Annotated in this window: 12 protein-coding genes; 7 read left to right on the top strand and 5 right to left on the bottom strand. The window is 72.8% G+C overall.

What is annotated here, in order from left to right:
- Positions 1-184: 184 nt before the first annotated feature.
- Positions 185-547 (top strand): DUF5335 family protein, encoded by a 363-nt coding sequence (locus NQU54_RS11805; protein ID WP_069860272.1) that lies wholly within the window; start codon positions 185-187, stop codon positions 545-547.
- Here the strand turns inward: NQU54_RS11805 and NQU54_RS11800 are convergent.
- Complete coding sequence (locus NQU54_RS11800; RefSeq protein WP_257631004.1) at positions 544-1,305, bottom strand: sulfite exporter TauE/SafE family protein; 762 nt, start codon at positions 1,303-1,305, stop codon at positions 544-546. The genes NQU54_RS11805 and NQU54_RS11800 overlap by 4 nt on opposite strands.
- A gap of 178 nt (positions 1,306-1,483) precedes the next feature.
- Positions 1,484-2,209, bottom strand: coding sequence for a DUF4232 domain-containing protein (locus tag NQU54_RS11795; protein ID WP_257631003.1), 726 nt, complete (start codon positions 2,207-2,209; stop codon positions 1,484-1,486).
- On the opposite strand from NQU54_RS11795, the gene NQU54_RS11790 reads away from it, so the two are divergent.
- Positions 2,208-2,363, top strand: a complete 156-nt coding sequence (locus tag NQU54_RS11790; protein ID WP_257631002.1) for a hypothetical protein — start codon at positions 2,208-2,210, stop codon at positions 2,361-2,363. The genes NQU54_RS11795 and NQU54_RS11790 overlap by 2 nt on opposite strands.
- 218 nt (positions 2,364-2,581) lie before the next feature.
- Complete coding sequence (locus tag NQU54_RS11785; protein ID WP_257631001.1) at positions 2,582-4,975, top strand: protein kinase domain-containing protein; 2,394 nt, start codon at positions 2,582-2,584, stop codon at positions 4,973-4,975.
- An 84-nt stretch (positions 4,976-5,059) separates the two neighbouring features.
- Here the strand turns inward: NQU54_RS11785 and NQU54_RS11780 are convergent, their stop codons facing one another.
- Both NQU54_RS11780 and NQU54_RS11775 read right to left on the bottom strand, forming a co-directional pair.
- Positions 5,060-6,076 carry a hemolysin family protein gene (locus tag NQU54_RS11780; RefSeq protein ID WP_257631000.1) on the bottom strand — a complete coding sequence of 339 codons (1,017 nt, stop codon included), beginning with the start codon at positions 6,074-6,076 and terminating at the stop codon, positions 5,060-5,062.
- Positions 6,073-7,536 carry a hemolysin family protein gene (locus NQU54_RS11775; protein ID WP_257630999.1) on the bottom strand — a complete coding sequence of 488 codons (1,464 nt, stop codon included), beginning with the start codon at positions 7,534-7,536 and terminating at the stop codon, positions 6,073-6,075. Before NQU54_RS11775 ends, NQU54_RS11780 begins: the two co-directional genes overlap by 4 nt.
- A gap of 372 nt (positions 7,537-7,908) precedes the next feature.
- On the opposite strand from NQU54_RS11775, the gene NQU54_RS11770 reads away from it, so the two are divergent.
- On the top strand, positions 7,909-8,631 hold the full coding sequence (locus tag NQU54_RS11770; RefSeq protein WP_257630998.1) for a hypothetical protein: 723 nt from the start codon (positions 7,909-7,911) through the stop codon (positions 8,629-8,631).
- The gene (locus NQU54_RS11765; protein ID WP_257630997.1) at positions 8,621-9,052 is read left to right on the top strand and encodes an NUDIX hydrolase; all 432 of its coding nucleotides are present in this window, start codon (positions 8,621-8,623) and stop codon (positions 9,050-9,052) included. Before NQU54_RS11770 ends, NQU54_RS11765 begins: the two co-directional genes overlap by 11 nt.
- An 84-nt stretch (positions 9,053-9,136) precedes the next feature.
- On the opposite strand, the gene NQU54_RS11760 is transcribed toward NQU54_RS11765, so the two are convergent.
- Positions 9,137-9,499: a substrate-binding domain-containing protein gene (locus tag NQU54_RS11760; protein ID WP_372505851.1), complete on the bottom strand. Its 363-nt coding sequence runs from the start codon at positions 9,497-9,499 to the stop codon at positions 9,137-9,139.
- On the opposite strand from NQU54_RS11760, the gene NQU54_RS49740 reads away from it, so the two are divergent.
- Together NQU54_RS49740 and NQU54_RS11750 are read left to right on the top strand one after the other, a co-directional pair.
- A complete protein-coding gene (locus NQU54_RS49740; RefSeq protein WP_257630996.1) occupies positions 9,488-10,444 on the top strand; it encodes a PhzF family phenazine biosynthesis protein in 957 nt (318 codons plus the stop codon). The two genes, NQU54_RS11760 and NQU54_RS49740, sit on opposite strands and share 12 nt — an antisense overlap.
- A gap of 11 nt (positions 10,445-10,455) precedes the next feature.
- Positions 10,456-11,469, top strand: a complete 1,014-nt coding sequence (locus tag NQU54_RS11750; protein WP_257630995.1) for a zinc-dependent alcohol dehydrogenase family protein — start codon at positions 10,456-10,458, stop codon at positions 11,467-11,469.
- The last annotated feature ends 99 nt before the right edge of the window (positions 11,470-11,568 follow it).

Here is an 11,568-nt window from a genome sequence, read left to right as displayed (position 1 = left end):
GCGGGGGGCCGGGGGGGGGGGGGGGGGCGGGGGGGGGGGGGGCGGGGGGGGGGGGGGCGGGGGCGGGGGGGGGGGGGGGGGGGGGGGGGTGGGCGGGGGGGGGGGGGGGGGGGGGGGGGGGGGGGGGGGGGGGGGGGGTGGGAGGGGGCGTAGCAGCGGCACGAGTGCGGAGGGAGGATCGGCGATGGCCGGTTCCACAGCGTTCGATCGCGGAGAGTGGCGGACCACACTCGATCAGATCACGGCCGAGCACCAGGGCGAACTCGCCACCATCGAGGTGCTGGAGCCCTCGGTCGGGCATCAGTACGAGGCCGAGCGGCTGCCCTTCTCCTCCCTCGCCTACGACCCGAAGGACGACACGGTGATCGGTGCCGTGGGCGGGAAGTCGCCGCGGTATCCGGTGGTGCTGCGGCACATGGTGTCGCATCCCACCGAGGTCGATGTGGCCACGGAGGACATCCCGGAGGCGGCCGTACGCGTCGTCGCGCCGGATGGCACCGCCACCTTGATCACCTTCTACCCGGAGGAGTCGGGGACGGCGGGTTAGCGCCACAGGGACATCGCCAGGCCGAGGCCGCCGAGTGCGATGGCGATCCGGAGTGGGGTTTCCGGCAGACGGCGGACGACCAGAGGGCCGAGTGAACTGCCCAGGAGGGCGCCGAGGCCGAGGGATACGGCGGCGGCCCAGTTCACGGGTGCGACGGCGACGTAGGCGATGGCGGCCACGATGTTGGCGGCACCCGTGGCGACGTTCTTCACGGCATTGGTGACCGGGAGGGGTTCCGTGGCGGACAGCGAGAGCACCGCCAGCATCAGAACGCCCGAGGCCGCGCCGAAGTAGCCGCCGTACAGGCCGACCAGCAGGACCGCGCACGCCAGCGGGAGGCTGGGGCGGGCGGTGTGGTGCGCGACGGAGCGTGCGCGGGAGGCCATGAGCCGGCGGAGCGGATCACGGACCAGGATCAGTACCGAGCTGAGGGCGATCAGCCACGGTACGACGGCCTCGAAGGCGGAGGACGGCGTTCCCAGCAGGAGGGCGGCTCCGACCGCGCCGCCCAGGGCCGCGATGGCGCACAGCCACAGGAGGCGGTCGCGCTGGCCGCGGAGTTCGGTGCGGGAGCCCGCCGCGGTGCCGACGGTGTTGGAGAACAGGGCCACCGTGTTGGTCACATTGGCGGCCACCGGCGGCAGCCCCACCGCGAGCAGCGCCGGATAGCTGAACAGCGAGGCCAGTCCCGCGATCGAACCGGCGAGTCCGGATGCCACCCCGGCCGACACCAGCAGGGCGACGGAACCGATGTCCATCCGTCCCCCATCCTTGTGCCGGTCCATGTGTGCGTCAGCGTGCGCCGCGTGGGCGGCGCCGCGCCTCATCCTCACAGGGGTGGCGTCCCGTATGCAAGACAGGGTTCATGTATGTGTACGCGGTCTGCATGTGGCAGCGTTGTCGCGTTACGTCGTCGCGTTACCAGGACAGGGCGTCTCACCAGGACAGGGCGTCCTGGAGATCCGTCTGCCAGTACGTGACCCGGGCGGCGCTGTCGACGAAGACCGAGCCACCGGGCAGTTCGACCTCGGCGGAGTCCTCGTTCCCGTCGATGAACACCTCAAGCGAGTCGATCTTGCTGCCCTCGTCGCCCGAGCCGTCCGCCGCGGAGGTGGTGATGCCCGCGTAGGCGCTCTCGCCCGGGGCGAGCACGACGACGGACTGCGGCTTGCTGTCCTCGTTCACCGGGGTGGCGGCCTGCGCGTCGGCGCCGAACTTCAGGCTCGGGTAGCCGACCAGCTTGCAGTCCACACCGGCCCCGTTGGTCGCCTTCAGCAGCATGTGGTTGATGGGGTTCTTGACGTTCTGGACGGAGAGGACGGTCTTGTTGATGTCGCAGTCGCCGATCGGCTCGTCGTCGGACGCCGCGCCGGGCTTCTGGGCCTGCGCCTTCGCGTCCTTGACGTCCGCGGCGCCGCTCTTGCCGCCCTTGTCCGCCGTACCCGACTCACCCGCGCCGTTCGCCGCGTCCGTGCCCTTCTCGGTGCCCGCGTCCTGTCCGCCCGAAGACGCCGAGGCCGACGAGTTCGCCTTGCCCGCGTTGTCGGAACCCCCGTCGCCGTCCCCGCCGCACGCCGCGGTCAGGCTCAGAGCGGCGACGGCCACGATCGACGCGGCGATGGTACGGACGGTGCGGCCGCGGCGGAAGGCGGTGGTGTACATGGCGGGTTCCTCCTGTGGGTCTGCGGTCCGCGGTCTGCGTGGCCGCGGGGTGTGGAGCTGCGGTCCGCGGGTCCGCGGTCTGCGGATCTACGGTCTGCGGATCTGCGGTCTGCGGATCTGCGGTCCGGCCGGTGTGCTCACCGGCTCGGTGTGACTATGAGTTTTCCTTGGTCCGCTGACGCAACGCTGCCGCCCCGACGCCGTTCCGCTAACGCCGCGCTAACGCATCGCCGGGCGTACCGGAGGTCACCGTTCCGCCACGTCATCGGCCACTTGGTCCGCCGATGCCCGCGACCGACCTAATGTGGTCTCCGGTACGGCCGTTCAAGACGCGGAGACGGCGCGGGAGAGGCGCGGGAGAGGGGATCGGCGATGCCGCTGGCCACCGGGGATCCGGAATCCATAGGCGGCTATGCCCTGGTCGACCGGCTCGGGCAGGGCGGCATGGGCGTCGTCTATCTCGCGCGTGCGGCCTCGGGGCGGCAGGTCGCGATCAAGCTGGTCCATGAGCAGTACGCGCGGGACGAGGAGTTCCGGACCCGCTTCCGGCAGGAGGTCGCGGCGGCGCGGCGGGTGAGCGGTGCGTTCACCGCCCCCGTGGTGGACGCGGATCCGGAGGCCGACCGGCCGTGGATGGCCACGCTGTACGTACCGGGGAGCACCCTCTCCGAGGTCGTACGGAAGAACGGCCCCTTGAACGGGCGGGAGTTGCGGACGCTCGGCCTCGGACTGGTCGAGGCGCTGCGCGACATCCACCGGGCCGGGGTGGTGCACCGGGACCTCAAGCCCGCCAACATCCTGATGGCCGAGGACGGGCCGCGCGTCATCGACTTCGGCATCTCCCGCGCCGTCGACAGCCAGACGCTCACCGTCACCATCGGACGGGTGCTCGGCACCCCGCCGTTCATGTCGCCGGAGCAACTGCGCAGCCCGCGGGGGGTGACGGCCGCGTCGGACGTGTTCTCGCTGGGGTCGCTGCTGGTGTTCGCGGCGCGGGGCAGCAGTCCGTTCGAGTCCGACAGCCCTTACCTGTCGGGCTACCAGGTGATGTACGAACATCCGACGCTGGAGGGGGTGCCTGAACCGCTGCGGGTCATCGCCGAGCGCTGTCTGGCCAAGGCGCCGGAGGCCCGGCCGGAGCTGGAGGAACTCCACCGCGTGCTGCGCGCGCTGCCGGACTTCCCGGCGGCGGAGCGGGTGAGCGGCCAAGGCGGGGAAGGCAGCGAAGGCAGGGAAGGTGGGGAAGGCGGGGAAGCGGCGGGGGTTGAGGGGGCGTCTGCCGGGGGGCCGGGGCCCGGGACGGCCCATGGCCCGGTCACGCCGCACCCCGCAAGTACGGCCCACGGCCCCGGGACTACGGCTCACGGCCCTGGGGCGGCCCACGGCCCCGCGACCACGGATCACGGCCCCGCGACTGTCGACGGCCCCGCAACGGCCGGCGCCGGGCGTCCTCCCGTCTCCCCGCCGCCCGAGACAGAGCACACCCGACCGGCGCGGGGAGCCCGGCGGCGGCTCGTCGTCACCACCGTCGGGGTGGCCCTGGGCGTCACCGGGCTGAGCGTCGCGGCGGCGGTCTTCGCCCCGGACAGGGGGGAGTCGTCGGGCGACCCGTCCACCACCACCGCGCACTCCCTGCCGCCCGCGTCGCTCCCCGCGGGCTGGCGGCCGTGGCGGACGGATCTGCGGGTCGAGACCGAAGGGCCGCCCCTCGTCTACAACGAGCCCGGATGTGTCTCGGAGAGCGGCCGGACCCTGTACTGCGGTGGAAACGGGTTCACGATCGCCAAGGTCGACGCCGCCAACGGCCGCGTCAAGTGGCGCTGGAGCTTCCGCCCCCAGGCGGCGCCGCCGATCGGCGTACGGGACGGAATCGTCTACGGCTACCGGGAGTCGCAGGACGGCCGGCGGTCGGTGGTGGCCCTGGACGCCGCCACCGAGAAGCAGCGGTGGGAGAGGCGGATCAGCGAATCCGCGACGGTGCGACCGTTCCGCGGCGGGGTGCTGACGCTGTCGTCGGACAGCCGACAGCTCATCGCCTATGGGGCGTCGGGCGAGCCGCTGTGGCAGTCGCCCACGCCGGAGGGGAAGTTCTGCGAGCCGACGGTGCTGGGCGGCGCGCCGTACGGCATGTGCGCGCCCACCGACTCCCACGGCCTGGCCGCCGAGGGCCCGTACGACCTGCTGCGGCTCGACCCCTCCGACGGCACACAGCACACGCTCACCACCCTTCCGGAGAAGACGCTGACCGTCGGCGCGATCCAGGGCAAGCCGCTGTTCGTGGTGGCGCAGACCACGAAGGAGGTGTACGACTCGGGGTACGAGCGCCCGTACAAGGCCATGGTGCGGGTCGATCCGCGCACCGGCGAGATCAAGCGGATCCCGCTGCGGCGCCCGGTGCTCGGCAAGCCGACCCTGCTGCACGGCACCGTCTACTTCGTCCGTCCCAACGGGATGGTCACCGCGGTGGCGGCGGACAGCGGCCGGGAGCTGTGGCAGCGTGCGACGGAGACGGAGAGCCTGTCCGCGCCCGTGCTGTCCAGGCGGTACGGGAAGCTGTACTTCGCCAACCGCTTCGGCCGTCTGCTGGCGCTGAACGTGGACGACGGCAAGGAGGCGTGGCGCACATCCGCGCTGGAGGACCCCGGGACCGCGGCGCAGGACACGGAGCCGAGGGTGCTGCTCGTCAAGGACGCGATCGTGGCGATGGCCGGGGACACGGTGTTCTCCATGCGCCCGGACCGGCCCTCGGCCCGGCCCTCACCCTGATCTGCCTTTTCCGTCTTGCCCGTCTCGCCTATCTTGTCCGTCCTTTTTGTCCGCAGGTCCCGCTACGTTGCTCGTTCGACGTCGCTACGTCCGAGCCGCGCCCACGAGTTCTCCCAGGACGTCCGTCATCGTGACGAAGCCCAGGACCGTGCCGGTGTCGGACGACACGGCGGCCAGGTGGGCGCCGGTGGCGCGCAGGGTGGTGAGGGTGTCGTCCAGCGGGGTTTCGGCGTGGACGCGGGGGACGGTGTGCACGGCGGTGCGGGGGAAGGGACGGTCCCGGTCGGTGATGCCGAGGGTGTCCTTGATGTGGAGGTAGCCCAGGATGGCGCCGCCGGGGCCGGTGACCGGGAGTCGTGAGTAGCCGGAGGCGGCCGCCGCGCGCTCCAGTCGGGCGGGGGTGACGCGGTGGTCGACGGTGACCATCGCGTCGAGCGGGACGAGGATGTCGCCGACCCGCCGGGTACCCAGTTCCAGGGCGTCGCGCAGCCGGTCGCCGCCGGACGTGCCGAGCAGCCCGGCGTCGCTGGAGTCCCGTACCAGCCGGATCAGCTCGGCGTCCGTGAAGACCGACTCGATCTCGTCCTTGGGCTCGACCTTCAGCAGCCGCAGCACGCCGTTGGCGAAGGCGTTGACGCCGAAGACGACGGGGCGCAGGAGGCGGGTGAGGGCCACCAGCGGCGGGCCGAGGAGGAGCGCGGTGCGCTCGGGGGCGGCGAGGGCGATGTTCTTGGGGACCATCTCGCCGATGAGCATGTGGAGATACGTGGCCGCCGTGAGCGCGAGGACGAACGCGATCGGATGCACCAGGGCGTGCGGGACATGGACGGCGTCGAAGACCGGCTCCAGCAGATGGGCGATGGCCGGTTCGGCGACCGCGCCCAGGACGAGGGAGGAGATGGTGATGCCGAGCTGGGCCGTGGCCATCAGCGCGGACAGGTGCTCCAGCGCCCACAGCACACCGCGTGCCCGCTTCTCCCCCGCCTGCGCACGCGGCTCGATCTGGCTGCGGCGCACGGAGATCAGGGCGAATTCGGCACCGACGAAGAAGGCGTTGGTGAGGAGGGTGAGGGCGCCGATGGCGAGTTGGAGGACGGTCATCGGGGGGCCTCGGGGGTTGCGGGGGTCTTCGGGGTTTCGGGGGTCTTCGGGGTTTCGGGGGTCTCGGGGGTCTCGGGGGTCTCCGCGCTCTTGGCGGTCTCCTCGTTCTTGGTGGTCTCGGCGCGCCGCGCACCCTCGGTGATCTCGGCGATCTCGGTGATCTCGGTGATCTCGGTGATCTCGGTGATCCGTACGCGGTCGGCCCGGTGGTGGTCCACCTTCAGGACCGTGAGCTGCCAGCCGTCGGTCTCGAAGGTGTCCCCGGCCGCCGGGATGCGCCTCAGGGCCGTGGCCAGCAGGCCCGCGACGGTTTCGTACGGGCCCTCGGGCGCGGTCAGGCCGATGCCGGTGAGCTCGTCCAGCCGTACGCCGCCGTCCGCCTCCCAGGCGCCGGGGCCGAGGGGCACCAGGCCGGGGGCCTCATCGGTGTCGTGTTCGTCGCGGACGTCGCCGACGACCTCCTCGACGATGTCCTCCAGGGTGGCGACCCCCGCCGTGCCCCCGTACTCGTCGATGACGACGGCCATGGTGCGCGCGCCGCGCAGCCGGTCCAGCAGCCGGTCCACCGGGAGGCTGTCGGGGACCAGGAGCGGGGGCGTGGCCAGGTCGGTGACGGGGGTGGTGGCGCGGCGGGCGGCGTCGAGGGCGAGGACATCGCGGATGTGCACGGTGCCGACCACCTCGTCCAGGCTGTCGCGGTAGACGGGGAGGCGGGAACGCCCGGTGGCCAGGGTGAGGTTGGCGGCGTCGGCGGCGGTGGCGTGGGCCTCCAGCGCCTGGACGTCCACGCGTGGGGTCATCACGTTCTCGGCGGTCAGCTCGCTCAGGTGGAGCGTACGGACGAACAGCTCGGCCGCGTCCTGCTCCAGCGCGCCCTCGGCGGCCGAGTGGCGGGCCAGCGCGACCAGTTCGTCCGGGGTACGGGCGGAGGCCAGCTCCTCGGCGGGCTCCAGGCCCAGGCGGCGCACCAGACGGTTGGCCGTGTTGTTGAGGTGGTGGATCAGCGGGGCGAAGGCGGCGGTGAAGGCGCGCTGCGGGGCGGCGACCGCCTTGGCCACGTGCAGGGGGCGGGAGATGGCCCAGTTCTTGGGCACCAGCTCTCCGGCGACCATCAGCACCACCGTGGACACGGCCACGCCCAGCACCACCGCGGCCGTCGACGCCGCGCCCTCGGGCAGGCCGGCCGCGGTGAGCGGGCTCTCCAGGAGAACGGCCAGCGAGGGCTCGGCGAGCATGCCGATCACCAAGGAGGTGACGGTGATGCCCAATTGGGCCCCGGAGAGCTGGAACGTCAGCCGACGCACCGCCGTGAGCGCGCTGTCGGCCCCGCGCTCACCGGCTTCGGCGGCGCGCTCCAGGTCGCCGCGTTCGACGGTGGTGAGGGAGAACTCGGCGGCCACGAAGACCGCGCAGGCGAGTGTGAGGGCCAGCGCGAGAAGCAGCAGCAGGGTCGCGGTCACCGTGCCACGCCCGTCTCCCTGATCGAGCTGATCGAGCTGATCAGGGGCGCCCCAGTGCGGGGCGGGTGGGGGGTGGCACGGGTGGTACTGGGAGGTTCACCCATTGCGGGTCTGGTGCTCCTTCATCGCTCGGAGGGTGCTGGCGGGGCGCTTGTGTGCGCTTGTGGGGCGCTGGGAGGGCGCCGGGAAGGCGCCGGTAGGTCAAGTGTCCCCACACCCATAGTAAAGGGACAGTAAAGGCGTGCGGCGCCGGGCCGCCGCTACGGCCCGCGCCGAAATCGGCTCCGCGTAACCTGCGGCTTTTCCGTGTCTGCTCGATTGGGAGCGGGGTTGCCTGTCGGCGGCACAGGTTTATCCGCAATACTTCCCGCCGTGGAGCAGAGCACTGGACCGATCATCCCGCCCATTCACACAGCCGGGACGGATCCGGGGTATGTCCCCGGCCTGACGTCCCCGCGCCCTGCCGATGTGGAGGAGGACACCCCGGACAAGGCAGCAGAGCGGCCGCCGGAGAAAGTCACGGCCGAGGACGAGCCCGACGAGGACGAGGGCGTCGACGCCGAGGCGGAGTCCGACGCCGACGCCGACGGCGATGTCGACGGCGGAGCCGATACGACGAGTGACGTCGCGTCCGACGAGGACCGCGAGAACGGCGCGGACGAGGACCGCGAGAACGGCGCGGACGAGGACGGCGGGGCCGTCTTCGAGGTGTCCGACCGGCGCGGTGTGATCCGCGCTGAGCGCGGTGGCGTCACGTTCGAACTCGACGGCGAGAAGGCCGAGTTCGGATGGGACGAGATCGGTGCGGTGGAGGTCGACACCCCGCGGTTCGGGAAGCGGTTCGGCATCACGGTCTATACAACCAACCGGCGTTGGTACACGGCCGATGTCGAGGCACCGGCCCGAAGGCTCCTCAAGGAGTGGACGGCGGAGCTCGACGTAGTGCTCGACGCGTATTTCGAGGACTCGGCGGACTCGGAAGACTCGAAGGAGCCGGAGGAGTCGAAGAGCTCGGAAGACTCCATGGGCTCGGAAGACTCGAAGGACTCGGCCGCCAGCGAGCCGGCCGAGAGGGCCGAGAAACGTGACAACTGACCGCCCGCACCGCGTCAGCGTCGCCGGAGTCATCGTGGACGAACGCGGCCGAGCGCTGCTGATCAAACGGCGCGACGGCAGCACCTGGGAGCCGCCGGGCGGTGCGCTCGACCCCGAGAGCACCGCCCCCGACGCCCTCCAGCGCGAAATCCTCGAGGAGACGGGCGTCAAGATCGCGCTCCCGGCCGCGCTCACCGGGGTCTACAAGGACATGAACGACCTCACCGTCTCCCTCGTCTTCCGCTGTGCGGCCCTCGACGGCACCCCCGTCACCGGCCCCCGCACCCGCGCTTGGCGCTGGGCCACCCGCGCCGAGGTCCCCGACCTCGCCGACGAGGCGTACGCCGTACGCGTCCTGGACGCCCTCGACGCCACCACCCCACCGGCGATCCGCGCCCACGACGGCGTCACGCTGGTCTGACGCCGGTCCGACGCTCGCGTCAGGCGTTCGTCCGGCGTTCTCCGGCGTTCGCCTGACGCACAGCTCACGCCGCGAGCCGCCGCGTCAGCCCGCCGAGAGCAGCCGCGTCAACTCGTCCGCCACCGCCCGTGCCGCCGGACTGGTCCAGCGGCGCCGGTGGCGGGTGAGCTGGACGGGAACCGGCGGGATGGGCGGGCCGTGTACCTCCGCCAGCTGGCCGTCGGCGAGCTGGCGCTCCACCGTGGCACGGGGGAGCAGCGTCAGGCCAAGGCCCGCCGCGACACAGGAGCGGGCGGCCTCGATGCTGCCGAACCGGGTGAGGCGGGGCGGCAGGCCCGGGAGGGTGAGCAGGGTGCGGACGAGGTGGTCGCTGTAGGAGCAGCCCTGTTCGTGGACGAAGAAGCTCTGCCCGGCCAGCTCGTCCCAGCCCACCTCGTGTCCGGCCATCGGGTGGCCGGGGGCGGCGAGGTAGACGAGGGGGACGAGGACGCGCGCCGCTACCGGTTGCGGTACTTCAGCCCGCTCGCCGAAGTCGCCTTCTGTGGGCACGCCACCATCGCCACGGCCGTGGCCCTCGCCGAGCGCGACGGCCCCGGTGAGCTGGTCTTCGACACCGCCTCGGGCGAGATCCGCGTCGAGACCACGGCCGACGGCGACGGCCCGCCCCGTGCCACGCTCACCAGCGTGCCCACGCGGTCCCGCCCCGCCGACCCGGGCACGGAGATCGGGCCGACGCTCGCGGCGCTGCGCTGGTCCGCGGACGACCTGGACCTGGCCCTGCCCCCGCATGTCGCCTACGCGGGCAACGACCACCTCGTCCTCGCCGCCGCCACCCGCGAGCGGCTGGCGGACCTCGACTACGACTACGACGCGCTGGAGGCGGTGATGCGGCGGCGCGGCTGGACCACGGTGCATCTGGTGTGGCGCGAGACCGCGGACGCCTCCGCGGGCGGACCCGCGAAGGACTCCGCGAACGGCCCCGCGAACGGCCCCCCGGGCGGCCCCACGGAGGGCTCCAGGGACAGCTCTACGGACGGCCCCACGAACGACTTCGCCAACGACTTCGCGAACGGCACCGCGAACGGCCCCGCGGACGACTCCACGGGCGGCCTCGCCAACGGCCCCGCCGACAGCCCCGCGCAGGGCTTCGTCTTCCACGCCCGCGACCCGTTCCCCGTCGGCGGGGTCGTCGAGGACCCGGCCACCGGTGCCGCGGCGGCCGCCTTCGGCGGCTATCTGCGGGTACTCGGCCTGGTCGACGGCCCGACCCGGGTCCGTATCCGCCAGGGCGAGGACATGGGCCGTCCCAGCGACCTCCTGCTCGACGTCACGCCCGGCGACCCCCGGGTGCGGGTCAGCGGGCAGGCCGTCCCGATCCCGTCGACCGTGTGAGGAACGGTGTGATGAAGACGCGCTACTACCACCTGCCGCGCCTCACCGGCGTGGACGCACTCCGCCTCGACGAGCGCGAGGTGCCCGCCCCCGGCCCGCGCGAGGTGCTGGTCCGGATGCGGGCCTGGTCGCTCAACTACCGGGACCTGATGATCGCCTCGGGCACCTACGGGCGCGCCCTGAAGCCGGACGCGGTGCCGGTGTCCGATGGGGCGGGCGAGGTGGTGGACGCCGGTTCCGGCGTCACCCGGTGGCGGGAGGGGGACCGGGTCGCCGGTGTCTTCATGCCCGGCTGGATCTCCGGCCCGCCCACCGCGCGGAAGACGGCGGGCGTGCTGGGCGGCCCGGCCGACGGGGTGCTCGCCGAGTACGTCCTCTTCGACCAGGACGCCCTGGTCGCCGCCCCCGCCCATCTGGACTCCGCCGAGACCGCGACGCTGCCGTGCGCCGCCGTGACCGCCTGGCACGCGGTGGCGGTCACCGGCGGGCTCACCCCCGGCCAGACGGTGCTGACCATGGGCAGCGGCGGGGTGTCACTGTTCGCCCTGCGGTTCGCCGCGCTCGGCGGGGCCCGTGTGTTCGCCACCTCCAGCGACGACGCCAAGCTAGAACGGCTGCGCACCCTGGGCGCCGCGGACGGCGTGAACTACGCCCGTACCCCCGAGTGGGGCCGGCTGGTGGCCGAGGCGACCGGCGGCGGCGTCGACCACGTCGTGGAGGTGGGCGGTCCGGGCACCCTGCCGCAGTCGCTGGACGCCGTACGCGTAGGGGGCCGGATCAGCCTCATCGGCGTCCTGGCCCAGGACGGCGTGGCCGACCCGTCCGCGGTGCTGCGCAAGGGCATCACGCTCCAGGGGATGTTCGTGGGCAGCCGCGAGATGTTCGAGCAGATGAACCGCGCCATCGAGCACCACCGCCTGCGCCCCACCATCGACCGCGCCTTCCCCTTCACGGAGGCGCCCGCCGCATACCGGTATTTCGCGGGGCGCGGGCACTTCGGGAAGGTGGTCATCACGGCTGAGTGAGCGCGCCGCGCGGGCCCGTCACCCCTGCCGGTAGCGGTGGCGCTCCCACCGGCAGCCGCGACCGGAGGGCCGGACCCGTCGGAAGCCGCAACCGGAACG

Origin of the sequence: Streptomyces malaysiensis subsp. samsunensis, from assembly GCF_024519315.1 — a bacterium.
Classification (GTDB): domain Bacteria; phylum Actinomycetota; class Actinomycetes; order Streptomycetales; family Streptomycetaceae; genus Streptomyces; species Streptomyces malaysiensis.
Note: the sequence above shows the minus strand (reverse complement) of the source record. Positions and strands in the feature narration are given on the sequence as shown.

Excerpts from the sequence above, each read along its gene's own strand:
- NQU54_RS11805 (WP_069860272.1), top strand. The coding sequence starts at position 185 with ATGGCCGGTTCCACAGCGTTCGATCGCGGAGAGTGGCGGACCACACTC.
- NQU54_RS11800 (WP_257631004.1), bottom strand. The coding sequence starts at position 1,305 with ATGGACATCGGTTCCGTCGCCCTGCTGGTGTCGGCCGGGGTGGCATCC.
- NQU54_RS11790 (WP_257631002.1), top strand. The coding sequence starts at position 2,208 with ATGGCGGGTTCCTCCTGTGGGTCTGCGGTCCGCGGTCTGCGTGGCCGC.
- NQU54_RS11795 (WP_257631003.1), bottom strand. The coding sequence starts at position 2,209 with ATGTACACCACCGCCTTCCGCCGCGGCCGCACCGTCCGTACCATCGCC.
- NQU54_RS11785 (WP_257631001.1), top strand. The coding sequence starts at position 2,582 with ATGCCGCTGGCCACCGGGGATCCGGAATCCATAGGCGGCTATGCCCTG.
- NQU54_RS11780 (WP_257631000.1), bottom strand. The coding sequence starts at position 6,076 with ATGACCGTCCTCCAACTCGCCATCGGCGCCCTCACCCTCCTCACCAAC.
- NQU54_RS11760 (WP_372505851.1), bottom strand. The coding sequence starts at position 9,499 with ATGGCCGGACACGAGGTGGGCTGGGACGAGCTGGCCGGGCAGAGCTTC.
- NQU54_RS11750 (WP_257630995.1), top strand. The coding sequence starts at position 10,456 with ATGAAGACGCGCTACTACCACCTGCCGCGCCTCACCGGCGTGGACGCA.